This is a genomic window from Bradyrhizobium sp. SSBR45G (genome assembly GCF_030159255.1).
GTDB lineage: Bacteria > Pseudomonadota > Alphaproteobacteria > Rhizobiales > Xanthobacteraceae > Bradyrhizobium.
Genome location: NZ_BSCT01000001.1, coordinates 514,389 through 540,028, shown reverse-complemented (window position 1 = coordinate 540,028; position 25,640 = coordinate 514,389). Strand labels below are relative to the sequence as shown.

The window sequence follows — 25,640 nt, the reverse complement described above, 5'->3', positions numbered from 1 at the left end:
CTGCACGATATCGGGGCTGCGGCGAATGAGCATCGAAGCGAGGTTACCGCCTGCGCAATATGGGCTTCGGCTGAAGCGCATGCTCGGCGGCAAGGCAGGATGGAATGGCATCATCCTGCAGATCCTGTTCGTCGCAGTCCTGGTGTGGGTTGGCTACGAGATCGTAGCCAACGCCCGCAGCAATCTGGCAGCCCAGCGCATCACGTCGGGCTTCGGATTCCTTGACAACACGGCCGGGTTCGACGTGAACCAGGCCCTGATCTCCTATTCGGGCTCCGACAGTTACAGCCGCGTGCTGATGGTCGGCATCCTGAACACGCTGCTGGTGTCGGTGATCGGCATCGTGCTAGCGACCATCCTCGGTCTGCTCATCGCTCTCGGCCGCTTGTCTCCGAACGGATTGCTGTCACGGGTCGCTGGCGCCTATGTCGAGCTCATCCGCAATCTGCCGCTGCTGTTCCAGATCACGTTCTGGTACCTCGCCGTGCTCGCCGCCCTGCCGGGGCCGCGCCAGAGCATCTCGGTATTCTCGACATTCTTTCTCAACAACCGCGGCTTCATCGTTCCGCGCCCGGTCGAAGAGCCCGGCCTGATGCCGTTCCTGATCGCGCTCGGCATCGCGATCGTGGCCTCCATCGGGTTGCGCTATCATGCGCGCCGCGAGCTGTTTCTGCGCGGCCACGTCATCCGGATCTGGCCCTATGTGCTCGGCCTCCTGATCGGCCTGCCGCTGATCGTCGTGCTGATCTTCGGGGCGCCGGTGGTGTTCGAGGTCCCGGTGCTGAAGGGCTTCAACTTCGCCGGCGGGTCGCGGATCATTCCTGAATTCGTCGCGCTGACCCTGGCCCTGACGATGTACACGGCCTCGTTCATCGCCGAGGTGGTGCGTGGCGGCATTCTGTCGGTGCACAAGGGGCAGATGGAGGCGGGGCTATCGCTCGGCCTCAGCCGCGGCACCGTGCTGCGGCTGATCGTGGTGCCGCAGGCGCTGCGCGTGATCCTGCCGCCGCTGACCAACCAGTACCTCAACCTGACCAAGAACTCGTCGCTCGCGGTTGCCATCGGCTACCCCGACCTGGTCTCGGTGTTCGCCGGCACGACGATGAGCCAGACCGGCCAGGCCATCGAGATCATCGCGATCACGATGGGCGTCTATCTGGTGATTTCGCTGATCACGAGCGCAATCATGAGCTTCTACAGCTGGCGACTTGGCAAGAGACTTGGCGCATGAAGAGACTTGGCGCGTTGAAGAGACTTGGCGCATGACCGACATCACAGCCTCCAATTTCATTCGCCAGGACATGGCCGGCGAGCGGCCGGCGCCGATCAAGACCACGGGCTTGGTTGGCTTCGTCCGCACGCAGCTCTTGAACTCGCCGACCAATATTCTGCTGACGCTGCTGAGCGCGCTGCTGATCTGGTTCACGGTGATCCCCGCGCTCCAGTTCCTGCTCGTCGATGCCGTCTGGGTCGGCAAGGATCGCGAGGCGTGCCTCGCCCAGAACGCCGGGCACCCCGTCGGCGCATGCTGGCCTTACATCTCGGCCAAGTTCGGCCAGTTCATGTACGGCTTCTATCCCGAGGCCGAGCGCTGGCGGGTCAACCTGACCTACGTGCTGTCGGTGGTGCTGCTCGTGCCGCTGCTGATCCCGCGGCTGCCGGCCAAGGGCCTGAACGCCGGCATCTTCTTCTTCGCGCTGCCGGTGGTCGCGTTCTTCCTGCTCTACGGCGGCGGCCTCGCCGGCTTCGGTGTGAGCTGGAGCGCAAGCGCGCTGTCATTGTTCGCCGAGAGCATCGAGACCGGCGGCAATGCGCTGGTTCGGGCTGGGGCCAACGTTCCGGTCGCCGGCCTGCTGCTCTGGCTGCTCGGCAAGCTGGTCGTGCTGATCGGAATGCTCGTCTCCCTGGTGATCTCGCCCCTGGCCTGGCTGCGCGACCTGTTGCAGGCGTCGCGGCAGCCGGTCTGGACCGATCTTGCGGTCACCGCGGTCGCGGTGACCGCGCTGGTTTACGTCATCGGTGGCGGCAGCCGCGCGATGCGCAGTGTCATCGGCACGGCTGCGACCTTCGTCGGCATCGCCGTCGTGATTGCGGTCATGGGCCTGGATCGCGGCGGTCTTCCCATCGTCGATACGCGGCTGTGGGGCGGCATGCTGGTGACGTTGGTCGTCTCGGTGATCGGCATCGTCGCCTCGATGCCGATCGGCATCGCGCTGGCGCTCGGCCGCCGCTCGACGATCCCGCTGATCCGCTACTTCTCGATCGCCTTCATCGAATTGGTGCGCGGCGTGCCGCTGATCACCGTGCTGTTCTTCGCCACTTACATGCTGCCGCTGTTCCTGCCCGGCAACATGCGGATCGATGGATTGGTGCGCGCGTTGGTCGGCGTCGCGCTGTTCTCCGGCGCCTACATGGCGGAGGTGATCCGCGGCGGCCTGCAGGCGATTCCACGCGGCCAGGCGGAGGCGGCGAACGCGCTCGGCCTGTCCTGGTGGAAGACCACGAGTTTCATCGTGCTGCCGCAGGCGCTGCGCCACGTCATTCCCGGCATCGTCAACAGCTTCATCTCGCTGTTCAAGGACACCTCGCTCGTGTCGATCGTGGCGCTGTTCGACCTGCTCGGCAGCCTCAAGGCCTCGTTCGCGGATCCGGTGTGGGCGACGCCGACCACGGCCTTCACCGGCTTTGCCTTCACCGGGATGATCTACTTCGCCTTCTGCTTCGGCATGTCACGCTACTCCCTGCTGGTCGAGCGTCGCCTGAACGCGCACCGGCGTAACTGAACAGCATCATCGAGTCAGAGATCCATGGCCGCAAATTCGATCGTCAGCATTTCCGCCCTCAACAAATGGTATGGCGAATTCCACGTGCTGCGCGACGTCAACCTGTCCGTCGCCAAGGGCGAGCGCATCGTGATCTGCGGGCCGTCGGGCTCGGGGAAGTCGACCCTGATCCGCTGCATCAACGCGCTGGAGGAGTTCCAGGAGGGCGAGATCAATGTCGACGGCATCGACCTCGGCCCGAACCTCAAGCGGGTCGACGAGGTCCGCCGCGAGGTCGGCATGGTGTTCCAGAGCTTCAATTTGTTCCCGCATCTTACCGTGCTGGAGAACTGCACCCTGGCGCCGATCTGGGTGCGCAACATTCCGCAGAAGGAAGCCGAGGAGACCGCGATGAAGTTCCTGGAGCGGGTCAAGATCCCGCACCAGGCGCAGAAATATCCGGGCCAGATGTCCGGCGGTCAGCAGCAGCGCGTCGCAATTGCGCGCGCGCTGACGATGAATCCGAAGGTCATGCTGTTCGACGAGCCGACCTCGGCGCTCGATCCCGAGATGGTGAAAGAGGTGCTCGACACCATGGTCGACCTCGCCCAGGAGGGCATGACCATGCTGGTCGTGACCCACGAGATGGGTTTCGCCCGCGAGGTCGCCAACCGCGTCGTGTTCATGGACGCCGGCCAGATCATCGAGTCGAACACGCCGGAGGAATTCTTCGCCAACCCGCAGCACGCGCGCAGCAAGCTGTTCTTGAGCCAGATCCTGCGGCACTGAGTGGGGCGAATCGGGAATAGGGAGTAGCGAATAGGGCGTGGCGAATCGCGATTAGAGGAATACGCCCTCTCGCTACTCGCTACTCGCTACTCGCTACTCGCTCTCACACGAATGGCGGCTTGATCCCGCTGCGCCGCTCCAGCCAGGCCGGGACCGGCAGGTTCTTTGCGCGCATGAAGTCGGGATTGTAGAGCTTCGACTGGTAGCGGTTGCCGGAGTCGCACAGGATGGTCACGATGGTGTGGCCCGGGCCGAGGTGCTTCGCCAGTTCCACGGCGCCGGCGATGTTGATGCCGCTGGAGCCGCCCAGACACAGGCCCTCGTGCAGCAGCAGATCGTAGATGGTCTGGACCGCCACTTCGTCCGAGATCAGGAAGGCCGTGTCGACCTTGGCGGTCTCGATGACCGGCGTCACCCGGCCGATGCCGATGCCCTCGGTGATGGAGTCGCCCGGCGTCGACTTGACCACGCCGTTCTTGAACCATTCGTACATCGCAAAGCCGTGCGGATCGGCGCAGGCGGTGACGATGTCCTTGTTCTTCTCCTTGAGGTAACGGCTCGTGCCTGCCAGCGTGCCACCGGTGCCGACGGCGCATATGAAGCCGTCGACCTTGCCGCCGGTCTGCTCCCAGATCTCAGGGCCGGTCGACTCGTAGTGCGCCTTGGCGTTGTCGAGGTTGTTCCACTGGTCGGCGAACAGCACACCGTTCGGCTCGGTCTTGCGCAGCTCGTCGGCGAGCCGGCGGCCGACATGGGCATAGTTGTTGGGATTGCTGAAGGGCAGGGCCGGCACCTCGATCAGCTCGGCGCCGCACAGCCGCAGCATGTCCTTCTTTTCCTGGCTCTGCGTTTCCGGGATCACGATCAACGTGCGATAGCCGCGCGCGTTGGCGACGACAGCGAGGCCGATGCCGGTGTTGCCGGCGGTGGCTTCCACCACGAGACCGCCCGGCTTCAGATCGCCGCGCTTCTCGGCCTCCAGGATCATCCATTTGCCGGCCCGATCCTTAACCGACTGGCCGGGGTTCATGAACTCGGCCTTGCCGAGAATGGTGCAGCCCGTCGCTTCCGAGGCGCGCTTGAGCTTGATCAGGGGCGTGTTGCCGATCGCCTCGACGACGTCGTTTCTTATGGCCATATCGCAAATACCTTGGGCAGCTTCCTGTAACCAGATCTAGGAAGACCCTAGCCTAGTCTCCAGTGCGGCGTAAGCCGCTGACGTCAGGAGCCTGACTTGGCAAAAACGACTTGCCGAACGTCGATGTTCCCCGACAGGAAACCTGCTTCGCAGTAGGACAGATAGTACTCCCAGAGCCGGCGGAAGCGCTCGTCGAAGCCGGCGGGCGTGAGGTTCGGCCAGGCCGCGCGGAAATTGCTGCGCCAGATCGCCAGCGTCTTGGCATAATCTTCCCCAAAGATCCGCTCGCGGATGACGGGTATGCCAAACCGTTCGCCGAGCGTCTTCAGGATCTGCGGCGTCGGCAGCATGCCGCCGGGGAAGACATAGCGCTGGATGAAGTCGACCTCGCGCCGATAGTGCTGAAACAGATTGTCCTGGATGGTAATCGCCTGGACACCGGCGAGGCCGCCGGGCAGCAGCCGGTCTCGCAGCTGCGAAAAATATTTCGGCCAGAACTGTTCGCCGACCGCCTCGATCATCTCGATCGACGCAATGCGATCGTAGCGGTCGCGCTCGTCGCGATAGTCCTGCAGGCGAATCTCGACCTTGTCGGCGAGCCCGGCCTCGTGGATGCGGCGCTGCGCAAAATCGCGCTGCTGCTCGCTGATGGTCAGGCCCACGACCTTGGTGCCGAACGTCTTGGCGGCGTATTCGGCAAAGCCGCCCCAGCCGCAGCCGATCTCGAGCAGCTTCTGTCCCGGCTTCAGATCGATCGCCTCGGCGAGCCGCTTGTACTTGTTGGTCTGCGCGGCGGTGAGATCCGTGGTGTGCTCCTCGAACAGCGCCGAGGAATAGGTCATGCTCGGATCGAGCCAGGTCGAGTAGAACGAATTGCCGATGTCGTAATGGGCGTAGATGTTGCGTCGCGCCTGCCGCTTGGTGTTGCGGTTGAACCAGTGCCGCATCAGCTGGGCAAACCGGATCAGCGGCTTGTCCTCCAGCATCGACTGCAACAGCTCCTGGTTGACGCAGAACAGATAGAGAAACTGCGTCAGATCGGGGGTATCCCAGTCGCCGTTCAAATAGGCCTCGGCGATGCCGATGTCGCCGCCATTGATGAGGCGCGAGGCGAAACCGTAATTGGCCAGGATCATCGCGGCCGCCGGCCCCGGCTCGGCGCCACCGAGCCGGACGATGCGGCCGTCCGGCAGGGTCACGTCGAGCGTGCCTTTCCTCAGTCGGGAGCCGAACCCGAGCGCCAGCCGGGGCAGGCGAGGCAGATCGGCAAGCACCTTGTCGATATTGTCGGGGGTAATGGGAATTACGTCCGGCATGGCAGTTCCATTCACGCAAGCGGCTCCGCGTCCAAGCCTCCCGGACGGCTGCGAGGCGCACCTGGTCGGGCTTGGCTGAGTGGACGAGAGCGCACTGTCCAATTGTGGTCAGCGCCGGGATATATAAGCGTGGCTGTCGTTTCCCGCCAAGCCGGTATTGGTTCCAGCATTTGCGGCCATTTCGCCGCGCGGGACAAGGCGGACGCCCTTGGCCCACAGCCGCAGCGCCTCCCAATGGATGGCGCCGACAATCTTCAGCGTCACTAGGGGGAGCGAGGCGAAGGCGGCCAGCAGCGAGCGCGAGCTCAGCCCGCGACGGCGACCGAAGAAGGTCGCGGCGAGCAGCGGACCGTCGGCGCCGGTCTCGAGAATCCGCAACTTCACATTGTCGCCCGGAGGGGTGACCCGGAAATGGTAGCGCATCGCCATGTCGATGAAGGGCGAGACGTAGAAGGTCTTGTCCTGCTCCTGGCGCAGCCCGGCGTCGGTGAGCTCGCCTGGCCCGACCGGCAGCACATAGGGCTTGATCTCGCCGAAGGTGTTGCGGACCTCGTAGATCATCAGCGCCAGGGCGCCGTCGCTGCGATAGCAGAAATACACCGACAACGGATTGAAGACGAAGCCGAGCAGCCGGGGATAGCACAGCAGCAGCACGCGTCCGCCGCTGAGATCGACGCCGTGCTCCGACGCGCAGTTGCGAGCATAGGCCAGCAGCGAGGAGCCGTCCCGCTTGCCATGGTCGCGCTCGTGAAAGCTGTAGAGTGCGCCGCGGTTGACGCCGAACAGCGCCGACTGCCGGTCCGCGTCGTCGAGACGCCCGAGATCGATCAGCAGGCTCATCACCCGATATTGGAAGCGATGCCTGGTCGGCCGCATGCGGGCATGCATGACGTCACCGACATAGAGCGCGGCCGCTGCTGTTCGATCATGGGGTCGAGGTTGGTCGCTGTCCATCTCGTGCCTATTCTGCGGCTTCGGCAAGCTCGGCGGCAAGCCCGCGCCACGGGACAGTCCCACCGAGCGCCTCCGCCACAGCGAGGCCCGAGCGCAGCCCGTCCTCATGGAAACCATAGCCGGTCCAGGCCCCGCAGAACCAGGTGTGGCGCTGCCCCTGAATCGTTGCCAGACGCTTCTGCGCCGCAAAGGCGGCAGCGGTGTATTGTGGATGCTCACAGACATATTTGCCGAAGGTCAGCTCCGGAGCCGGAGCGAAAGGAGGGTTGAGGCTGACGAAAAGGGGCTTGTCGTGGTCGATGCCCTGAAGGTTGTTCATCCAATAGGTCACCGCGACGTCGTTCATCGGAACGCCCTCGCGCTGCCAGCGCAGGAAATTCCACGAGGCCCAGGCGCGGCGCCGCTTCGGCATCAGCCGGCTGTCACGGTGCAGATAGATCGTATTCGGCGAGTATTTGATCGCGCCGAGCACGCTGCGCTCATTCTCGTCGGCATCACCGAGCATGGCGAGCGCCTGGTCGCTATGAGCCGCGATGACGACGTGATCGTAGGTGTCACGGTGGCCGCTGCTGTCCTGGACGGTCACGCCATGCGCCGTGCGCTCGATGCTGGTGACGGCGCTGCCGAGCCGGACATGGTTGCGGAAGCTGGACGTCAGCTGCTCGACGTAGCGGCGGCTGCCGCCCTTGACGGTGCGCCAGACCGGCCGGTCATATTGCAGCAACCGGTGGTTGCTGAAGAAGGCGACGAAATTCTCGGCCGGAAACGCCAGCATCTCGGACGCCGGGGCCGACCAGATCGCCGCGCCCATCGGGGCCAGATAGTCGGTGAGGAGGCGCGGCGCGAAATGGTTACGGCGGAAATAGTCCCCGAGCGTAAGCCCCGCCAGACGGCCGGCCTTGAAGTCGGCGACGCTCTGGTCATTGAAGGTGACGATGTCCCTGAGCATCCACAGATAGGATGTCGACAGCAGGTTGCTCGGTTGTGCGAACAGGCCCTTGGCGGTGTCCAGCCAGGTGTTGCCGCCGCCCTTCCATTCGAAGCGGCCGGCGTCTGCCGTGACGGCGAAGCTCATGCTGCTCTCGACGGTCTCGACCCCGAGATGATCGAACAGAGCCGTCAATTCCGGATAATTCAGCTCGTTATAGACGATGAAGCCGATGTCGACGGACACCGGGGCACCATCATAGTCGATCGTCACGGTGTGGCTGTGGCCGCCGGGACGGATGTCGCGCTCGTACACGGTGATCGGATAACGCTTCGCCAAGGACCAGGCTGCGGCATTTCCCGCAATACCCGTTCCAACCACCGCAACTCGCATTGATGCCCCCCAGAAGTTCACATGCGAGTTACGGAGCCGGCGCCAATGGGTTTCAGAGCGCGTTCCCTGCGTCACACCGGGCCGAAAATGGCCGTCGACAGATGAAATCTTGGTAAGGCTGTCAGCGCGGGATAGCGACCTTTATCGAACGAAAACCCACTGAATTACGGGAGATTCGTCGATTCGATCGTCTCTCACGGGGCCTTGTGCAGGCGGGGATAGGGGTGGCGCAGGGCTGTCCGGCGCCGGGGGCTGCGGCTAGAATGATTCCCAAGACTACAGGGAAGCATCACGCCAGTGTCCATCGTGCCGATTGCCGTCGACGAGCCTTGCGGCGCGTCCGTTCACACGCGGACCGTCGCCGGGCAGCCGGAGAGCCGCGCCGCGGCAGGCCTGCGGCATTTTGTCCGCTGGATCGCAGCGATCGGATTGGCGGCCAGCTCCGCCGGCTGCCTGCTGACGCAGGATATCCCCGATCCGGCCCTCGATCTGCCCAAACGCTACAAGGCGGCGTCCGGTGCCGACATGGCTGCGCCGCCGACGCTGGACTGGTGGCGCGGCTTCGGTTCGCGCGAGCTCACCCAGCTGATGGAGGAGGCGCAGAGCGTCAACCTCGATATCGCCGCCGCCGTGGCCAGGTTCAGGCAGGCCGACGCGCTGGCGCGCCAGGCTGGCGCCGCGCTGCTGCCGAGTCTGTCGGCCACGGGACAGGAGACCTATTCCCGGACCTCCGGCTCGAGCGCGAGCGGGCTCACCAATGGCGGCCGCGAGACTGTCAATTATCAGGCGTCGTTGTCAGCGAGCTATCAGCTCGACTTTTTCGGCCAGAATCGCGACGCGCTGCAGGCTGCCGAGGAAACGGCGGTGGCCAACCGGTTCGACCGTGACGTCACCCAGCTGACCACTCTTGCCACGGTGGCCAATGCGTATTTTCAGGTGCTCGCGGCGCAGGACCGGATCCGCACGGCCGAGCGCAACATCGCCAGCGCCACGCGCGTGCTCGACGCCATCCGCGAGCGGCAGAAGGCCGGCACCGGCAACGATCTCGACGTCGCCCAGCAGGAAAGCGTGCTCGCCAATCAGAAGGCGGCTGTGCCGCCGCTGCGCCAGACGCTCGACCAGAACGTCAACGCGCTGGCCGTGCTGGTGTCGCGATCGCCCGAGGGGATCCGCATCAGCGGCGGCTCGCTCGACCAGATCAGGACGCCGCGCGTCACGCCCGGGCTGCCCTCGGAGCTCCTCACCCAGCGGCCCGACATCCGCCGGCAGGAGGCGCAGCTGGCATCGGCGACAGCCAATGTCGGCAGCGCGCGAGCGCAGTTCTTCCCGAGCATCCAGCTGACCGGCAATGGCGGCTACCAGAGCGCGGCCCTGGTCTCGCTCTTTCAGCCGCATGCGGCGTTCTTCAGCCTGGCCGGCAGCCTGACCCAGCCGATCTTCGATGGCGGCAGGATCCTGGGCAATTTCGAGAATGCCAAGGCGCGCCAGGACGAGCTGCTGCAGACCTATCGCAAGACGGTCATCCAGTCTTTCACCGACGTCAACAATGCGCTGTTCTCGATCAAGCAGACCACGATCAAGTTGCAACTGCAGCGGGAGGTCGTTGCCGCCTCCCGCCGCGCCTTTCAGCTCTCCGAGCAGCAGCTGCGCGCAGGAACTGCCGACATCGTGACCGTCTTGAATACGCAATTGACGCTGTTCCAGGCCGAGGACGCGCTATGGCAGGCCCAGCTGGCACGCCTGCAGGCGTTCGTCAGCCTGTACCAGGCGCTCGGAGGTGGCTGGGAGCCGCGCATGGAGAAGTCGGCTGATGCTCTTTAAACCGGACGAGAAGGGGGCGGGGACGGTGAAGCGCGTGCGGACCAGCGTGGCGCGGCGGCTGGTGTCGATCACGATCACGCTGCTGATCCTCGGTGGTCTCGGCTATATCGGCTGGATGGCCATGCAGCAGAAGCAGCAGCAGGGCAACCGCTTCGCGCGTCCCGATCTGCCGGTCCCGGTGCTGGCTGCGACGCCTGTCATCAAGGACGTGCCGGTCTATCTCGATGGCGTCGGCGCAGTGCGCGCGCTCAACACGGTCACGGTCCGCTCGCAGGTGGACGGCAAGCTGATCGCGGTCAATTTCGTCGAGGGACAGGACGTCAAGAAGGGCGACGTGCTCGCCGAAATCGATGCGGCGATCTATCAGGCCCAATACGATCAGGCCGTCGCCAAGAAGGCGCAGGACGAGGCGCAGCTCGCCAACCAGAAGCTCGATCTCGCGCGCTATGAGCAGCTCGCCGCCAGCAATGCCGGCTCCAAGCAACAGGCCGATACGCAGCGCGCCGTGGTGGCGCAGCAGCAGGCGCTGATCAAGGCCGACCAGGCGGCCATTGACAACGCCGCGGCGACCCTGAGCTACACCAAGGTCGTCGCACCGATCTCGGGCCGTGCCGGCCTGCGTCAGGTCGATCAGGGCAATATCATTCACGCCTCCGATGCCACCGGCCTTGTCGTCATCACCCAGCTGCAGCCGATCGCGGTGCAGTTCAGCCTGCCGCAGCAGCAGATCATGCGCGTCAATGCCGCCGCGGCCAAGGGACCGCTCGCGGTCGACGTGTTCGGCAATGACGGCGTGACGGTGATCGACACCGGGACGTTGCGAGGCATCGACAATCAGGTCGATCAGACGACCGGAACGCTGAAGCTGAAGGCGGAATTCCCCAATACCAAGTTTCAGCTCTGGCCCGGCCAGTTCGTCAACGTCCGCCTCAAGGTCGAGACCTTGCCGCAAGCGCTGACTGTGCCGACCTCGGCCGTGCAGCGCGGGCCCGCCGGCACGTTCAGCTACGTGATCGGTGACGGCGACATCGCGACGGCGCATCCGGTGACGGTCGTGCAGCAGAACGAGAGCGAGGCGGTGATCGCGAGCGGGCTGAGCAGCTCCGACCGGGTGGTGACGACCGGCTTCGCGAACCTCGCCGATGGCGTGAAAGTCGTGGTCGGACGCGCCGAGCAGACGCCGCAGGCCGATCTGGCGCCACGCAAGCGCGGCCGCAACCCGCAAGGCAAGGACCAGGTCAAGGATCAGGCGAAGGATCAGGCGAAGGAGGGCGGCGGGGCGCCTGAGGGCGCGCCGAAGGATGGCGAGCGGCGGCGCAGGCCGCCGGCCGAAGGCCAGACGGATGCCGGCAGCGCGCCGTCCCAGGGAGGTGGTGAGCAGGGGCGCGGCGCGAGGCCGCAGCCATGACGCGAAGAAAATGACGGTCAGGTCGCGATGAGCGTCTCCGAACCCTTCATCCGCCGTCCCATCGCCACGTCGCTGCTCGGCGTCGCGCTCCTGATCGGCGGCTTCCTCGGCTATCTGGCGCTGCCGGTCTCGGCCCTGCCGCAGGTCGACTTTCCGACCGTGCAGGTGACGACGCAGCTGCCCGGCGCCAGCCCTGATGTGATCGCCTCGCTGATCACGGCGCCGCTGGAGCGCCAGCTCGGCCAGATTCCCTCGCTCTCGGTCATGAACTCGACGAGCTCGTTCGGCGTCAGCCAGGTCTCGCTGCAGTTCGACCTGGGACGCGACATCGATGGCGCGACCCAGGACGTGCAGGCTGCGATCAACGCGGCCGCCGGCGTGCTGCCGAAATCGCTGCCCTATCCGCCGACCTACGCCAAGGTCAATCCGGCCGACGCGCCGGTGATGACGCTCGCGCTGACATCGGAGACGATCTCGCTGCGCGCGATGAGCGACATGGCCGATACGATCCTGGCGCAGCGGCTCAGCCAAGTGTCGGGCGTTGGCCGCGTGTCGGTGCTCGGCGGGCTGAAGCCCGCGGTTCGCGTGCAGGCCGATCTGGCGCGGCTCGCGGCCTACGGCATCTCGATGGAGGACCTGCGCGCCGCCATCGCGGGCGCCAACGTCTCCGGTCCCAAGGGCTCGCTGGACGGCGCTCAGCAGGCCTATCTGATCACGGCCAACGACCAGATCGCCGCCGCCGACGCCTACAAGCCGATCATCATCGCCTATCGCAACGGCTCGCCGGTGACCATCGGCGACGTCGCGACGATCGTGGACGGGCTGGAGAACGATCGGACCGGCGGCTGGTATCAGGGCGTGCCGGCGGTCATCCTCGACATTCAGCGGCAGCCCGGCGCCAATGTCATCGACGTCGTGCGCCAGATCCGCGCCGAGATCCCAAAGCTGCAGCGCACGATTCCAGCGGGGGTGAAGCTCGACATCGTCAGCGACCGTACCATCACGATCCGCGCCTCGGTGCATGACGTGCAGTTCACGCTGGTGCTGAGCGTGGTGCTGGTGACGCTGGTGGTGCTGTTGTTCCTGCGCTCGCTGCGCGCCACGATCATTGCCGGCGTGGCGCTGCCGCTGTCGCTGATCACGAGCTTCGGCGTGATGTATTTCGCCGGCTTCAGCCTCGACAATCTGTCGCTCATGGCGCTGACGATCGGCACCGGCTTCGTCGTCGACGATGCCATCGTGATGATCGAGAATATCGTGCGCCACATGGAGAATGGCGAGAGCGCGATGAACGCCTCGCTGCGCGGCGCGCGCGAGATCGGTTTCACCGTCATCTCGCTCACGGTGTCGCTGATCGCGGTGTTCATTCCGCTGTTGTTCATGTCCGGTCTGGTCGGCCGCATGTTCCGGGAATTTGCGCTGACACTGACGATTGCAGTGGTGACATCGGCGGTGGTGTCGCTGACCTTGACGCCGATGATGTGCTCGCGGCTCCTCAAGCATACCAGCGAGGAATGGGTGCTGCCGGGGCTGAATGCCATCAGCCGCTTCATCGACCGGACCGTGGCCGTATATCACCGCAGCCTGCTCTGGGTGCTCGACCGCCAGACCGAGACGCTGGTCGTCACCGTCGCGACGCTGGCGGCGACACTGGCGCTGTACGTCGTCGCGCCGAAGGGATTCCTGCCGCTGCAGGACACCGGCTCGATCACGGCGGTGACGGAGGCCGGTCCTGACGTGTCGTTCGCGGAAATGCAGAAGCGCCAGACAGACGTGGCGGCGGCGATCCAGGCTGATCCCGATGTGGTCGGCATCGTCTCGGTGATCGGCGCGGGATCGGTCAATCCGACCACCAATGTCGGCCGTCTCGTCTTGACCTTGAAGCCGCTCGGCGAGCGGAAGGACGGTGTCTCCGAGGTGATCGAGCGCCTCAAGCAGAAGACCGCTGGCGTTCCCGGCATGACCGTCTACTTCCAGCCGGTCCAGGACGTGCAGATCTCGACCCAGTCGAGCCGCTCGCAATATCAATACACGCTGACCGGCGCCAATGCCGGCGAGGTGGCGAAATGGGCGGGCCAGCTGGTCGCGGAGATGCGGCGTGATCCGCTGTTCCGCGACGTCTCGTCGGAGGCGCAGGAGGGCGGCCTGCGCGCCGAGCTGACGATCGACCGCCAGCGCGCGGGACAGCTCGGCGTCAGTCTGCAGGCGGTCACCGACACGCTCAACGATGCCTTTGCACAGCGTCAGATCTCGACCATCTACGGCCAGGCCAATCAGTACCGCGTGGTGCTGGAAGCGCTGCCGATGTATCAGGGCGACCCTTCCATCCTCTCGAAGCTGTATCTCCCGGGCGCTGGCGGCCAGGTGCCGCTGTCGGCGGTCGCGAGCCTGAAGCGCACCACCGCGCCGCTGGCGATCTCGCATCAGGCGCAATTCCCGGCCGTCTCGCTCAGCTTCAACCTTGCGCCGGGCGCCGCGTTGAGCGAAGCGGTCGACGCGCTGCATGCCACCGAGAACCGCATCGGCATGCCCGGCAGCATCATCGGCGTCTACTCGGGCGATGCCGCCGAATTTGCCAAGTCGCTGGCTGGCCAGCCCTGGCTGCTGCTGGCGGCTGTCATCACGATCTACATCGTGCTTGGCGTGCTCTATGAGAGCTACATCCATCCCATCACGATCCTGTCGACCTTGCCTTCGGCCGGCGTCGGCGCGATTCTCGCGCTGATGCTGTTCGGTCAGGATCTGTCGGTGATCGGGCTGATCGGCATCATCCTCTTGATGGGAATCGTGAAGAAGAACGCGATCATGATGATCGACTTCGCGCTCGAGGCCGAGCGGCACGAAGGTCTCACCCCCGATGATGCGATCGTGCAGGCCTGCCTGCTGCGCTTCCGCCCGATCATGATGACGACGCTCGCTGCCCTGTTCGGCGCGCTGCCGCTGGCGATCGAGAGCGGCACCGGCTCGGAGCTGCGTTTCCCGCTCGGTATCTCCATCATCGGCGGCCTGCTGCTCAGCCAGCTGCTGACGCTGTACACGACGCCGGTGATCTATCTCGCGCTCGACCGCATCAATCGCCGGTTCGAGACGGCGCTGCCGCCCGCACCCGACCTGCCGGCGCCGCCGATCGCGGGCGCGACCGAAGGCATCCAGTGATGGCCTCGATCTCTCAAACGGTCACTATGGCGTTCGACATTTGCGTCAGCTGTCCGGGCGCGGATGCGGATGTCATTGTCGAGGCTGTTACGATCCCCCTGGAAAGGCGTCTGTCTGCAATTCGAGGTCTTGCCCAGATCAGCGCAGCGACCTGGGACGGCGAGAGCAACATCACTGTCGAGTTCGAACTCGGCTGCGACATGGAATGCACTCGGCATGACGTGCAGGCCGTCGTCGATACGTTCCTGAAGGGCCTCGAGGGACGCCTGTCCTGCGCGCGCGCTGGGATCGGGCCTGTCGAGAAAGGCCTGCCCTGATGGCCTCGATCTCCGAGCCGTTCATTCGCAGGCCGGTCGGCACCACGCTGCTCTCGGTCGGCCTGTTCCTGATCGGGATCGTCGCCTACATCTTCCTGCCCGTCGCGCCGGTGCCGAACGTCGATTTCCCGTCGATCTTCGTCAGCGCGTCGCGCCCCGGCGCCGACCCTTCGGTGATGGCGGGCACCGTCGCAGCGCCGCTGGAGCGGCGGCTCGGCGAGATCGCCGGTGTCGACCAGATCACCTCGACGAGTTCGCTCGGCACCACCAACATCCAGATCCAGTTCTCGATCGGCCGCGACATCGACAAGGCGGCGCGTGACGTCCAGGCCGCCATCAATGCCTCGCTGTCGGATCTGCCGAGCGACCTGCCGTCGCTGCCGCGCTTCCGCAAGGCCAATACGGCGGCGGCACCCGTGTTCGTGCTGGCCCTGACCTCGAAGACAATCACGCCGAGCGCGATGTATGACGTCGCCGATACGGTGCTGGCGCAGCGCCTGTTCCAGGTCCCCGGCGTGGGCAATGTCACCGTCAGCGGCGCCGATCAGCCGGCGGTGCGGATTGCGCTCAATCCCGTCTCGCTCGCCAATGCCGGGATCTCGACCGACGACATCAGGACGGCGATCCTCAACGCCAATCCGATCGGCCCGGTCGGCATCTTCGACGGCGGCCGGCAGAGCGAGACCATCGCCATCAACCGGCAGATGCGGACGGCGGCCGAATTCCGCGACATCCTGATCAAGAGCAGCAACGGCAGCTTCGTCCGGCTGTCGGACGTCGCCGACGTCGAGGACTCCGTCCGCAACGTGCGCTCGATCGCCTGGTTCAACAAGCAGCCGGCGGTGCTGATCCAGATCGCCAAGCAGGGCGATGCCAATGTGATCGAGACCGTCGACCGCGTGAAGGCGCTGATCCCCGAGCTCAAGCAATGGCTGCCGGCCGGGATCGAGATCTCGACCCTGATCGACCGCACCGGGACCATCCGCGCCTCGGTCGAGGACATGCAGTGGACGTTGCTTGCCACCGCCGTGCTGGTGATGGTGGTCGTGTTCCTGTTCCTGCGCCGTCTCGTGCCGACGATCGCGGCCGGCGTCTCGGTGCCGCTGGCGCTGGCCGGCACCTGTGCGGCGATGTGGCTCGCCGGCTTCTCGATCGACAATTTGTCGCTGATGGCGCTGGCGATCTCCGTCGGCTTCGTCGTCGACGACGCCATCGTCATGATCGAGAACATGTATCGCAATCTCGAACAGGGCCTGCCGCCGCTGCGGGCCGCGCTCGATGGGGCGCGCCAGATCGGCTTCACGGTGCTGTCGATCAGCCTGTCGCTGGTCGCGGCCTTCGTGCCGCTGATCTTCATGGATGGCGTCGTCGGCCGTCTGTTGCGCGAGTTCTCGCTCACGCTGACCTTTGCGATCGTGGTGTCGACCGTGGTGTCGCTGACGGTCACGCCGATGATCTGCGCGCACTACATCAAGGAGACGCTCTCCGAGCGTGCGACCTGGTTCGACCGGATCGTCGAGGGCACGCTGTCCGGCATGGTCCGCTTCTACGCCTGGACCCTGCGCGGCGTGCTCGTCTATCCGTTCCTCACCCTGATCGTGTTCTTCGCCACCATCGCGCTGACGGTGACGCTCTACATCAAGGTCCCCAAGGGCTATTTCCCGACCGACGATTCCGGCTTCATCATCGGCGCGACGCGCGCCTCCGCCGACATTTCCTTCCAGTCGATGCTGGGTCTGCAGCAGCGGCTCGCCGACATCGTGATGGCCGATCCGGCCGTCGCCGGGATCGGCTCGACCATCGGCGGCGGTGGCGGCCCGGGCGGTGCGACGTCGAACCGCGGCACCATGTTCATCAACCTGAAGCCACCGGCTGAACGGGACGGCGTCTCGACCGAGCTCGTGATCAACCGCCTCCGGCGCAGCCTCGCGATGGTGCCGGGCATCCGTCTGTTCATGTTTGCCGCGCAGGATGTGCGCGCCGGCGGCCGCCAGAGCGATTCCGACTATCAGTACACGCTGAGCAGCCCCGATCTCGATCTCCTGCAGCAATGGGCGCCGATCGTCGCCAAGCGGCTGGAGACGGTCGAGGGCATCACCGATATCTCCAGCGACCGCGATCCCGGCGGCTTGCAGCTCGCGCTGCGGATCGACCGCCAGAAGGCCGCCAGCCTCGGCGTCCGCGTCCAGGACATCGACAACGCGCTCAACAACGCCTTCGCGCAGCGCCAGATATCGATCGTGTACAGCCAGCGCAACCAGTACATGGTCGTGCTCGAGATCGATCCGAAATTCCAGACCGACCCGTCGAACCTCGACCGCATCTACGCCGCCGGGGCAGGGGACGCGCAGATCCCGCTGTCGGCGCTGGTGAAAGCCGAGCGCGGCCTGTCGCCGCTCGCGGTGTTTCACTCTCAGTCGTTCCCCTCGACCACCGTGTCGTTCAACCTGCTCCCCGACGTGCCGTTGCAGGTCGCAACCGCCAACATCCAGCGCGCGGTGGACGAACTGCACATGCCCGAGGGCATTCGCGGCGGCTTCGACGGCAATGCCGGCGACTTCAACAAGGGCAGCGGGCGGCAGCCGCTGCTGATCCTGTCGGCGCTGGTCGCGATGTATATCGTGCTCGGCGTGCTCTATGAGAGCCTGGCGCATCCGCTGACCATCATCTCGACCCTGCCGTCGGCCGGGCTCGGTGCGCTGCTCGCGTTGCAGGTCACCAACACGCCGCTCACCGTGATCGCCTTCGTCGGCATCATCCTGCTGATCGGCATCGTCAAGAAGAACGGCATCATGCTGGTCGACTTCGCGCTCGAGGCCGAGCGCCAGCGCGGCATGTCCTCGGCGGATGCGATCTTCGAGGCCTGCCGGGTGCGCTTCCGCCCGATCCTGATGACCACGCTCGCCGCGCTGTTCGCCGGTCTGCCGCTGGTGATCGCGACCGGTCCCGGCACCGAGCTGCGCCGCCCGCTCGGCATCACCATCATCGGCGGCCTCCTGGTGTCGCAGATCCTGACGCTGTACACGACGCCGGTGATCTATCTCCTGATCGACCGGCTGCGCCGCCGGCCTGCGCCCGAGCCGCTGGCCGCGCCGGCAGAATGAGGCGTTGTCGCCGGTCGCGGCTGCGCGTATAGGCGCGCCATGTCCGATCTGCCACACGACCATCCGCCGCTCGCCGCCGAGCCGCCGCCCGACTGTCCGCGCTGCCAGAAGCCCGAGCCGCTGTGCATCTGCGACAGCGTCACGCCGCTGCAGAGCCGGCTCGGGCTGCTCATCCTCCAGCATCCTCAGGAGCAGGAGAGGGCGCTCGGCACGGCGCGTCTGGCCGCCCAGCATTTCAAGAACGCCGTCGTGAAGGTCGGGCTGTCCTGGCCGAGCCTCGCCAAGGCGCTGGGACGGCCGGTCGCCGATCCCTCGCGCTGGGCGATCCTCTATCTCGGCTCGGCGAAGGCGGCGGATCTCGATCCCGACAGCGAGGTCGTGGCGCTGACCCGCAAGGGCGAGGCGGCCGAGAACCAGCGCGCCATCCTCAAATCGATCGATGGCGTGGTCCTGCTCGATGGCACCTGGAGCCAGGCCAAGGCGCTGTGGTGGCGCAATCCGTGGATGCTGAAATGCCAGCGCGTGATCCTTGGACCGCGGCAGCCGTCGCGCTACGGCCGGCTGCGCCGCGAGCCGCGCCGGGACGGGCTGTCGACGATCGAAGCCGCGGGCATGCTGATGGCGGCGCTGGAGCGCCGGCCGGAGATCGCCGCGGCGCTCGATTCAAGCTTCGAACGCATGCTGGCGCGGTATCGGGAGGTGGAACAGGCGCAGCCCGAACTCACGCCCCGGCCGAAGTCACGGCGTTCGCATCCGTCCGGTGGCGGCAATCGCCGCAGCCGCGTGTCGAGATGACGCGCGGCGTCGACGATCGGTGTCGACCCGGGCCAACGGCCGCATAGGATCAGCTCGGGATTCCGATTGCAGCCTTGCGAGATGTCATCAGCGCAACTTCGTGCCCGACACGCAGCAATTGTCGACTGAAACTGCGGGAACGACGTTCTTCAGCCAACAGACCGCACTCGTTCTTTGAAGGCCAGGCCGGACATAGGTCCAGGCGCTGCATTGCTCGGCGATCTTGCAGGCGTTCTCGCAATCTTCGACGCGGTCCGTCCGGACATCGAAGGACGAGTAATCGCCGCCCCATCGATTTCTGTCGTGTTCTCGGTCGCTCATCGTGACAACGGTCGCGACAGCGGCAACGGGGGCGGGACGCGCGGGCTCGAGGCTTTTCGAGAGGTCCGGCTGCACGAAGCCCAATCCGATGAACACCACGCCGAACACGGCGGCAAGAATCCGCGCGGTGCTCGTGACGTTGGAGACCTTGATTTCCTTGACTTCGAAGCCGCCCCCGAGAATTCCCACGGCCAACAGAAGGGCGCCGAAGATGAACGACATGGTTGGCAGCGTCATTTGACACCTGCATGAACTGGATGCGTTCTTTGGCGATGGCGTTACGACATTGGTTCAACGAAACCGTTCGAAAACCTGCTGCTGCGCGGATGCGCGGCTGACTCGTCCGGATTCGCGGGACGCAAGCTGCGTTGACGAAGGTGCCACGATGCCGCCGGCTGTCCTGTCCTCCTAACCTTCCCTTCATGGAACGGAAGGTACGCTTCTTGCATTGCAGCATGGCGAGAGGATGCGAGCTATGCAGGACGCTGAGAAATCGAACGTGGTGCAGTTCAGGGATTATGCCAGTCGGCGGGTCAATCGTCCGGCAGCCGAGCCGTCGGCTGCGGGCGGTGGAACGGGGCAGCGCGGCGCTATCCTGGCGTGGCCGCGCGGGCCGTCGCTTTATCCCGGTGGGATCGACGACCTGCCGATCTAGGCAGGACGACAGCCCACCAAAGATGGTCTAACCGCTTGATTTGATTGAGTGGAGGCCACGACCAGAATTGAACTGGTGTAAACGGTTTTGCAGACCGCTGCGTAACCACTCCGCCACGTGGCCTTATGGGCGGAGCAATATAGGCAATCTCTCGCTTAGGCAACCACTCTCGTTGCCGGACGGAACGAGACCGGGTCGACGGTCTCAGGCCCGCGGTGATTCGACGGCGACGCGCGGTCGGTGAGGGTCCCATCACGTCTGTCGATGCGTGCATGTCATCCGGCTCACAACGTTTCTGGCCGGCCGCGCATTCCAGACAGGCCCGGCGCCGATCGTGGTGGATGGCCTCGCGACTGCTGCATCAGCAATGACGCACAGCAGCGACGATTGTTGAAAAACATCGCGGCGAAAGCGCGCCACGCGCCTTGATTTCGTCAGGTTGTATTGTTCTAATCATTCTATGTTAAGGTGCGATGCGGGGCGCCCAGCTGCGGAGCAGCACTCGCGATCACAAGCAAAGATCTGTCATGGACGATCATCCGACACGCCGTTCGGTGGTTCTCGGCACGCTTGCTGCGTGCGCGTCTGCGGCGAGTGCCGCGGCCGCGGACGACGACGACCCGCGCAAGGAGAAGCGGCCGCAGAAGGGCGACCTTCTGGTGTTCGCCGAGGGCGATCGGGAAGGACAGACGATCACGCTGGCCGACATCAAGCTCGGTGAGCCCCCCGTCCACGCGTGGCCGAAGGATGCAGTGAATGCCATCGTGCGCGATGGGTCGCGTCTGAATGAGGTCCTGATCGTCCGGCTCGATCCGGACGAGCTCGACGATGACACGCGTCCGCGCGCGGCGGAGGGGATCGTGGCCTACTCGGCGATCTGCTCCCATGCGGGATGCCCGGTGACGGCCTGGATCAAGGCCAGCGAGGGCAACGACGATGTCTTCAAATGCATGTGCCACAACTCCGAATACGACCCGAGGCGCGGGGCGCAGGTCGTGTTCGGTCCCGCGCCGCGACGGCTCGCCGCGCTGCCGCTCGTCATCAAGGACGGCGCGCTGGTGATCGCCGCCCCCTTCATCGGAAAGGTCGGTGCCCAGCAAGGCTGATGAGATCTCGTGTGCCTAGTCGGAACGTATCGTCACGCCAGTCATAGAAACGAAAAATGTAAGCAGGGGAGGCTTGTCCAATGACCATCACGTCCACCACGATCAAGCAATGGCTTCTGTCGAGCACCGTCGCGTTCACCTGTGTCGCCGCATCGGCGGCGGTCGCCGGTCCGATCGAAAACTACAGCCCGGTGACATCCGCGCGACTCGAGAATCCGGAGCCGGGCAACTGGATGCTCTATCGCCGCACCTATGATGGTCAGGGCTACAGCCCGCTCGATCAGATCAACACCACCAACGTCAAGAACCTGGTGCCGGCATGGACCTTTGCCACCGGCGTGATCGAGGGCCACGAGGCGCCGCCGCTGGTCAACAACGGGGTGATGTTCATCACCACGCCGATGGGGCAGGTGATCGCGCTGAATGCCAAGACCGGCGATCAGTACTGGCGCTACAAGCGCGAGCTGCCCGAGGATCTGTTCCAGCTGCATCCGACCAACCGTGGTGTCGGCCTCTGGCAGGACAAGCTCTATCTCGCCACGACCGACGACCACCTCGTGGCGCTCGACGCCAAGACCGGCAAGGTGCTGTGGGACAAGAAGGTCCAGGACTACAAGAAGGGACAATATCTCACGCTGATGCCGCTCATCGTCGACGGCAAGGTGATGGTCGGCGGCTCCGGCGGCGAGTTCGGTGTGCGCGGCTATGTCGTGGCCTACGACGCCGAGGACGGCAAGGAACTGTGGCGCACCTTCACGATCCCCGGTGAGGGCGAGCCGGGGCACGAGACCTGGAGCGGCGATGACTGGAAGTCCGGCGGCGGCTCGGCCTGGATGACCGGCACCTACGACAGGGATACCAAGACCGTGTATTGGGGCGTCGGCAACGCTGCGCCTTGGCCGGGCGGCCTGCATCCTGGCGACAACCTCTACACCAGCTCGGTGATCGCGCTCGATCCGGCGACGGGCAAGATCAAGACGCACTTCCAGTATCACCAGAATGATTCCTGGGACTGGGACGAGGTCGATGCGCCGATGCTGGTCGACCTGCAGCGTGACGGTCGCAGCTTCAAGAGCCTGATTCATCCCGGTCGCGACGCGATCTTCTGGGTGCTGGAGCGCACGCCGGAGCGCATCAACTACGTGAGCGGCTGGAATTTCGTCCACACCGACGTCTGGAAGGGTATCGAGCCGGAGACCGGACGGCCGATCGTCGATCCCGCGCACAAGCCCACGCTCGGCAAGCGGGTCGACTTCTGCCCGTCGCTATGGGGTGGCAAGGACTGGCCGTCGGCCGCCTACAGCCAGAAGACGCGCTTCGTCTATGTGCCGGCGAACGAGAACTTCTGCGGCGGCTTCACCGGTGAGAAGCTTCCGCTCGTTCCAGGACAACTCTGGCTCGGCACCAAGGCCGAGGACATCGGACTGACGGTGCGGCCCGGCGCAGATCATTTCGGCGAGCTGCAGGCGTGGGATCCGGCTTCGGGCAAGAAGGTATGGTCGCACAATTTCCCGAAATCGCAGCTGTTCGGTTCAGTGACCGCGACGGCGGGAGATCTCGTTCTGGTCGGCGGCACCAACGATCGGATGTTCCGGGCCTTCCATGCCAAGACCGGAGAGCTGCTGTGGGAGCAGAAGACCAACTCGGGCATCATGGGCATGCCCGTCGCCTATGAGGTGGACGGCACTCAGTACATCGCCGTGCAGTCCGGCTGGGGTGTCGACGCGCAGCGCATCCAGGATGCTCTCTCCAAGGGCAACACGGGCTTGGAGGACAACGTCCCGCAGGGGGGCGTGGTCTGGGTTTTCGCCGTCAAGAAATAGCCGGCGCGATCCGCACGACGGCGGCCAGCGCGCCGTCGTCGTGTCGGGTCGGCCACGGCCGCGAACTCAGATGAAGGTGCGGCCGCGACGATCGGGCCGGCACAAGCAGCGCGAATTGTGCAAACGATGACGCGTCAGTCCGACGGCGCGCGGTTGAGCCGGCCTCGGCGAAGCGCGGCGGGCGAGTCGAAACCCGGGCGCATACCCGCGGCCGAATCCCGTCAGCAGGCCGCGAACCAGCCCTCAGGGAACGGAATCAGCGGCCAAGCGCCGTGATTGTCGTTGGCAGCCTTGGGAAGCGGAAAAATTGAAAACAAGCGGGCCATGGAATCGATCTCGGGCTCGGGCGCAATAGCCGTTCTTACAACGTCCATCAACAATTCGTATTCGGCTTCGTTCATCGTGACCTCGCGCTACTGCACGCACGATGGCAAAGCTCCACTGTGTTCAAATTGAGCGGATCATTCAAATTCTAACGATCCGGCACGGAAGACCTAATTGGTTACCGGTGCGTTTCGTCGAGAACGGTACCTCAGTCTGCGCGAGCCTGGTGTGAACGACGTCACATCTCCAAGGAACTTCATCGCTCGTGAATGGCTGCGTCGCAGGACAGGTACCAGAGAAGGGAACGAGGCAGAGGAAACCTTGACGAACGGCGGCCCTCCGCTTCTTGCCGGGTCTTGCCGAGCCGCACCCGACGCGCGATTCGCTTGCGGGAGGACGAATCGCCGTCAGACTTCGGGCAGACGTGCGGAACGATCCGGCAGATTGGCAAGCTGCAGGTTCGGAGACGCGTGAGGTGCGCTGCACCGTGACGACGAGCTGCCGCGGCGATCCGCGCTACTGCCGGGTCATCGCCGCGACGCCGAGAGGCACCATGTCTCGCGCAATCTTGTCTTGGGCAACGATGTCGTGGGCAACGGGGTCTTGGGCAACGGTGTCTTGGGCGAGAATGTCGCGCATCAACTGTGACAGATCTCGCGGCTTGAACGGTTTCGCCAGACGGTGCAGGCCGACCACCCGGGCCGAAAGTCCGAGGAAGTCGGCAGGCCCCTGGCCGGACTCCAACACCATGCCCGACATCATCACAATCGGCATGTTCGGCCGAGCCGCGCGTGCGGCCCGGATGACGTCGTTACCATCCATGTCGGCCAGATTGAGATCGATCAGCGCCGCGGCGAAATCGTCGCGTGCCACCGCATCCATGGCCAGCCGGCCGTCTGTGACGGCCGTGACGGCGTACCCCTCACGAACCAGAAGATGCTGGATGACACAGCAGACGCCGACTTCGTCATCGACAACCAGAATGTTTGTCATGAGGCTTCCCTGACACATATGGATTCGGAGCCAGGTTGTCGGGCTTCGATCAGTAGTCGTTGACGAACCTCGATCGCGCTGTCGACGGCCTCGAGCAGATCGAGGATGTCGAACGGCTTCTGCAACGCCGCCGTCGCTCCGAGCTTGATCGCCATGCCGAGGAAGTCGGGAGCTCCCTGCTTCTTGTCGGTGAAGGCGTAGCCAGAGATCGCGATGAACGGCACGGTGGGGTCGACCTTGATCAGCTCGCGAATCGTTGCAATTCCATCCATGCCCGGCATGAACATGTCGATGACGACAGCATCGAACGAGACGCTGTCGATCAGTCGGATGCCGGTCGGTCCGTCCGGCGCGAGAAACACGCAGAACCGCTTCTTCTTCAACAAGGTTTCCAGCGCAGCGCGCATGGCATAATCATCATCAATAATGAGAACAGTAGGCATGGGCCACCTCAGTATCAGCGGGACTGAAGGACTCTCACGCTACAAGGACAATGACTGGGACTCGCAAATGACAAAGTAATTAACACTGAATTAGTTGTTTCAAATTTGCAACCAGGAGTTTTACGGGGTGATCACTTCGCCGAGCTGAATTGCGACGTCGTGTGCACGATTTCATGAAGACGAAATCATGATGTGGACGAGCAGCGCCGATGGGGTGCCGTTCAGGCCGGCTTCAGCAACGCGACGGTGATCAGGCCCGCTGCTATCAGCGCAGCGCAGCAAAGCCGTCGTGCAGTCACGCGCTCGTTCAGGAACAACACGCCAAGTAAGGTCGCAAACAGAACGCTGCATTCGCGGAAGGCCACGACGTTGGCGATCGGATTGCGGCTCACCGCCCATAGGAACACGGCAAACGAGGTGAGGCCCAACAGTGCCGCCACGAGCACGGAGAGCAGGGCGTGACGGAGATCCGCCAGGATTGCCCGCCCTCGATATGCCGCCGCCACGATGAAGAACACGATGCTGTCGAGCACGATGATCCACGCCGTGAATGAGGCCCAGCCCTCCGGCTGACGGGTGCCGGACGCATCGACGACCGAGTAGGCGGCCACCATCGCGGCGGCCCCGATCGCAGCCCAGAGCGCACGGCGTTCGATCGGGCCGTGGATGCGGTCGCGCGCAAGTCCGAGGATGCCGAGAACGATGACGGCGATGCCGATGAGTTGCCCCGGTCCGGGCAGCTGCTGCAGCCCGACATAGGCGAACAGCGTTGCGAACAATGGCACGGTGCCGCGGGCGATCGGATAGCAGCGCCCGAATTCGGCTGAGCCATAGGCCGTTGCGAGGCTGGCCTTATATCCGGCATGCAAGGCGAGCGAGGCGAGAATGATTGGCCAGGTCGATGCGGACGGCGCCGGGACGAAGAACAACACGGGCATCGCCACCGCGCTGCTCACCAGACCCATCCCGGCCAGGATCGAGAGGCCAGCTCCAGCTCCGGTCTTGACGATGGCATGCCAGGTCGCGTGAAGCAGGCCGGCCAGGAGCATCAGGATCGCGGCGAGGGGGTCCACTATCGCAGGGCTTTGCTGTTC

General features: G+C 64.8%; 21 protein-coding genes and 1 tRNA gene. 12 read left to right on the top strand and 10 right to left on the bottom strand.

Annotated elements, in window-relative coordinates; all coding sequences use genetic code 11:
* Window positions 1–25: 25 nt before the first annotated feature.
* Genes QQL87_RS02505 through QQL87_RS02495 form a run of 3 tightly spaced genes read left to right on the top strand, consistent with a single transcriptional unit; the run spans window position 26 to window position 3,551 of the window.
* On the top strand, window positions 26–1,231 hold the full coding sequence (locus QQL87_RS02505) for an amino acid ABC transporter permease (protein ID WP_284415965.1): 1,206 nt from the start codon (window positions 26–28) through the stop codon (window positions 1,229–1,231).
* Window positions 1,232–1,262: 31 nt separating this feature from the next.
* Window positions 1,263–2,783: an amino acid ABC transporter permease gene (locus QQL87_RS02500; protein WP_284415966.1), complete on the top strand. Its 1,521-nt coding sequence runs from the start codon at window positions 1,263–1,265 to the stop codon at window positions 2,781–2,783.
* Window positions 2,784–2,807: 24 nt separating this feature from the next.
* On the top strand, window positions 2,808–3,551 hold the full coding sequence (locus QQL87_RS02495) for an amino acid ABC transporter ATP-binding protein (RefSeq protein WP_284415967.1): 744 nt from the start codon (window positions 2,808–2,810) through the stop codon (window positions 3,549–3,551).
* A 103-nt stretch (window positions 3,552–3,654) separates the two neighbouring features.
* Here QQL87_RS02495 and QQL87_RS02490 read toward each other — a convergent pair whose 3' ends face one another.
* The 4 genes from QQL87_RS02490 to QQL87_RS02475 all read right to left on the bottom strand — a co-directional run bounded on the left by QQL87_RS02490 (window position 3,655) and on the right by QQL87_RS02475 (window position 8,280).
* A complete protein-coding gene (locus tag QQL87_RS02490) occupies window positions 3,655–4,689 on the bottom strand; it encodes a cysteine synthase A (protein WP_284415968.1) in 1,035 nt (344 codons plus the stop codon).
* Window positions 4,690–4,772: 83 nt separating this feature from the next.
* Window positions 4,773–6,005, bottom strand: coding sequence for an SAM-dependent methyltransferase (locus QQL87_RS02485; protein ID WP_284415969.1), 1,233 nt, complete (start codon window positions 6,003–6,005; stop codon window positions 4,773–4,775).
* Window positions 6,006–6,113: 108 nt separating this feature from the next.
* Window positions 6,114–6,959: a DUF1365 domain-containing protein gene (locus QQL87_RS02480; RefSeq protein ID WP_284415970.1), complete on the bottom strand. Its 846-nt coding sequence runs from the start codon at window positions 6,957–6,959 to the stop codon at window positions 6,114–6,116.
* A 7-nt stretch (window positions 6,960–6,966) separates the two neighbouring features.
* Window positions 6,967–8,280 (bottom strand): NAD(P)/FAD-dependent oxidoreductase, encoded by a 1,314-nt coding sequence (locus tag QQL87_RS02475; protein ID WP_284415971.1) that lies wholly within the window; start codon window positions 8,278–8,280, stop codon window positions 6,967–6,969.
* Between the two features lie 297 nt (window positions 8,281–8,577).
* On the opposite strand from QQL87_RS02475, the gene QQL87_RS02470 reads away from it, so the two are divergent.
* From QQL87_RS02470 to QQL87_RS02445, 6 genes are read left to right on the top strand one after another with little or no spacing between them, the layout of a single operon-like run.
* Entirely contained in the window at window positions 8,578–10,101 is a 1,524-nt protein-coding gene (locus tag QQL87_RS02470) for an efflux transporter outer membrane subunit (RefSeq protein WP_284415972.1), read from the top strand.
* Window positions 10,091–11,509 carry an efflux RND transporter periplasmic adaptor subunit gene (locus QQL87_RS02465; protein WP_284415973.1) on the top strand — a complete coding sequence of 473 codons (1,419 nt, stop codon included), beginning with the start codon at window positions 10,091–10,093 and terminating at the stop codon, window positions 11,507–11,509. Before QQL87_RS02470 ends, QQL87_RS02465 begins: the two co-directional genes overlap by 11 nt.
* 27 nt (window positions 11,510–11,536) lie before the next feature.
* A complete protein-coding gene (locus QQL87_RS02460; RefSeq protein ID WP_284415974.1) occupies window positions 11,537–14,665 on the top strand; it encodes an efflux RND transporter permease subunit in 3,129 nt (1,042 codons plus the stop codon).
* Complete coding sequence (locus QQL87_RS02455; protein WP_284415975.1) at window positions 14,665–14,982, top strand: efflux RND transporter permease subunit; 318 nt, start codon at window positions 14,665–14,667, stop codon at window positions 14,980–14,982. Before QQL87_RS02460 ends, QQL87_RS02455 begins: the two co-directional genes overlap by 1 nt.
* Window positions 14,982–18,086: an efflux RND transporter permease subunit gene (locus QQL87_RS02450; protein WP_284415976.1), complete on the top strand. Its 3,105-nt coding sequence runs from the start codon at window positions 14,982–14,984 to the stop codon at window positions 18,084–18,086. Before QQL87_RS02455 ends, QQL87_RS02450 begins: the two co-directional genes overlap by 1 nt.
* A gap of 39 nt (window positions 18,087–18,125) precedes the next feature.
* Window positions 18,126–18,881, top strand: coding sequence for a tRNA-uridine aminocarboxypropyltransferase (locus tag QQL87_RS02445; RefSeq protein ID WP_284415977.1), 756 nt, complete (start codon window positions 18,126–18,128; stop codon window positions 18,879–18,881).
* Between the two features lie 87 nt (window positions 18,882–18,968).
* Here QQL87_RS02445 and QQL87_RS02440 read toward each other — a convergent pair whose 3' ends face one another.
* The gene (locus QQL87_RS02440; RefSeq protein WP_284415978.1) at window positions 18,969–19,439 is read right to left on the bottom strand and encodes a PAN domain-containing protein; all 471 of its coding nucleotides are present in this window, start codon (window positions 19,437–19,439) and stop codon (window positions 18,969–18,971) included.
* 238 nt (window positions 19,440–19,677) lie between these two features.
* Between QQL87_RS02440 and QQL87_RS02435 the strand changes: the two genes are divergently transcribed.
* A complete protein-coding gene (locus QQL87_RS02435; protein WP_284415979.1) occupies window positions 19,678–19,857 on the top strand; it encodes a hypothetical protein in 180 nt (59 codons plus the stop codon).
* A 49-nt stretch (window positions 19,858–19,906) separates the two neighbouring features.
* Here the strand turns inward: QQL87_RS02435 and QQL87_RS02430 are convergent.
* A tRNA-Cys gene (locus QQL87_RS02430) sits at window positions 19,907–19,980 on the bottom strand.
* 404 nt (window positions 19,981–20,384) lie between these two features.
* Between QQL87_RS02430 and QQL87_RS02425 the strand changes: the two genes are divergently transcribed.
* Together QQL87_RS02425 and QQL87_RS02420 are read left to right on the top strand one after the other, a co-directional pair.
* The gene (locus QQL87_RS02425; protein WP_284424100.1) at window positions 20,385–20,963 is read left to right on the top strand and encodes a QcrA and Rieske domain-containing protein; all 579 of its coding nucleotides are present in this window, start codon (window positions 20,385–20,387) and stop codon (window positions 20,961–20,963) included.
* 80 nt (window positions 20,964–21,043) lie between these two features.
* Window positions 21,044–22,786, top strand: coding sequence for a methanol/ethanol family PQQ-dependent dehydrogenase (locus QQL87_RS02420; RefSeq protein WP_284415982.1), 1,743 nt, complete (start codon window positions 21,044–21,046; stop codon window positions 22,784–22,786).
* 221 nt (window positions 22,787–23,007) lie between these two features.
* Here QQL87_RS02420 and QQL87_RS02415 read toward each other — a convergent pair whose 3' ends face one another.
* From QQL87_RS02415 to QQL87_RS02400, 4 genes are all read right to left on the bottom strand, one after another.
* Window positions 23,008–23,187, bottom strand: coding sequence for a hypothetical protein (locus QQL87_RS02415; protein WP_284415983.1), 180 nt, complete (start codon window positions 23,185–23,187; stop codon window positions 23,008–23,010).
* Window positions 23,188–23,626: 439 nt separating this feature from the next.
* Window positions 23,627–24,103, bottom strand: a complete 477-nt coding sequence (locus tag QQL87_RS02410) for a response regulator (RefSeq protein ID WP_284415984.1) — start codon at window positions 24,101–24,103, stop codon at window positions 23,627–23,629.
* Window positions 24,100–24,546, bottom strand: a complete 447-nt coding sequence (locus QQL87_RS02405; protein ID WP_284415985.1) for a response regulator — start codon at window positions 24,544–24,546, stop codon at window positions 24,100–24,102. The genes QQL87_RS02410 and QQL87_RS02405 overlap by 4 nt, the downstream gene beginning before the upstream one ends.
* A 221-nt stretch (window positions 24,547–24,767) precedes the next feature.
* Window positions 24,768–25,619 carry an EamA family transporter gene (locus QQL87_RS02400; RefSeq protein WP_284415986.1) on the bottom strand — a complete coding sequence of 284 codons (852 nt, stop codon included), beginning with the start codon at window positions 25,617–25,619 and terminating at the stop codon, window positions 24,768–24,770.
* Between the last annotated feature and the right edge of the window lie 21 nt (window positions 25,620–25,640).

Coding starts and splice junctions, on each gene's coding strand:
- QQL87_RS02505 (WP_284415965.1), top strand. CDS start 26: ATGAGCATCGAAGCGAGGTTACCGCCTGCGCAATATGGGCTTCGGCTG.
- QQL87_RS02500 (WP_284415966.1), top strand. CDS start 1,263: ATGACCGACATCACAGCCTCCAATTTCATTCGCCAGGACATGGCCGGC.
- QQL87_RS02495 (WP_284415967.1), top strand. CDS start 2,808: ATGGCCGCAAATTCGATCGTCAGCATTTCCGCCCTCAACAAATGGTAT.
- QQL87_RS02490 (WP_284415968.1), bottom strand. CDS start 4,689: ATGGCCATAAGAAACGACGTCGTCGAGGCGATCGGCAACACGCCCCTG.
- QQL87_RS02485 (WP_284415969.1), bottom strand. CDS start 6,005: ATGCCGGACGTAATTCCCATTACCCCCGACAATATCGACAAGGTGCTT.
- QQL87_RS02480 (WP_284415970.1), bottom strand. CDS start 6,959: ATGGACAGCGACCAACCTCGACCCCATGATCGAACAGCAGCGGCCGCG.
- QQL87_RS02475 (WP_284415971.1), bottom strand. CDS start 8,280: ATGCGAGTTGCGGTGGTTGGAACGGGTATTGCGGGAAATGCCGCAGCC.
- QQL87_RS02465 (WP_284415973.1), top strand. CDS start 10,091: ATGCTCTTTAAACCGGACGAGAAGGGGGCGGGGACGGTGAAGCGCGTG.
- QQL87_RS02460 (WP_284415974.1), top strand. CDS start 11,537: ATGAGCGTCTCCGAACCCTTCATCCGCCGTCCCATCGCCACGTCGCTG.
- QQL87_RS02455 (WP_284415975.1), top strand. CDS start 14,665: ATGGCCTCGATCTCTCAAACGGTCACTATGGCGTTCGACATTTGCGTC.
- QQL87_RS02450 (WP_284415976.1), top strand. CDS start 14,982: ATGGCCTCGATCTCCGAGCCGTTCATTCGCAGGCCGGTCGGCACCACG.
- QQL87_RS02445 (WP_284415977.1), top strand. CDS start 18,126: ATGTCCGATCTGCCACACGACCATCCGCCGCTCGCCGCCGAGCCGCCG.
- QQL87_RS02440 (WP_284415978.1), bottom strand. CDS start 19,439: ATGACGCTGCCAACCATGTCGTTCATCTTCGGCGCCCTTCTGTTGGCC.
- QQL87_RS02435 (WP_284415979.1), top strand. CDS start 19,678: ATGCAGGACGCTGAGAAATCGAACGTGGTGCAGTTCAGGGATTATGCC.
- QQL87_RS02425 (WP_284424100.1), top strand. CDS start 20,385: ATGGACGATCATCCGACACGCCGTTCGGTGGTTCTCGGCACGCTTGCT.
- QQL87_RS02420 (WP_284415982.1), top strand. CDS start 21,044: ATGACCATCACGTCCACCACGATCAAGCAATGGCTTCTGTCGAGCACC.
- QQL87_RS02415 (WP_284415983.1), bottom strand. CDS start 23,187: ATGAACGAAGCCGAATACGAATTGTTGATGGACGTTGTAAGAACGGCT.
- QQL87_RS02410 (WP_284415984.1), bottom strand. CDS start 24,103: ATGACAAACATTCTGGTTGTCGATGACGAAGTCGGCGTCTGCTGTGTC.
- QQL87_RS02405 (WP_284415985.1), bottom strand. CDS start 24,546: ATGCCTACTGTTCTCATTATTGATGATGATTATGCCATGCGCGCTGCG.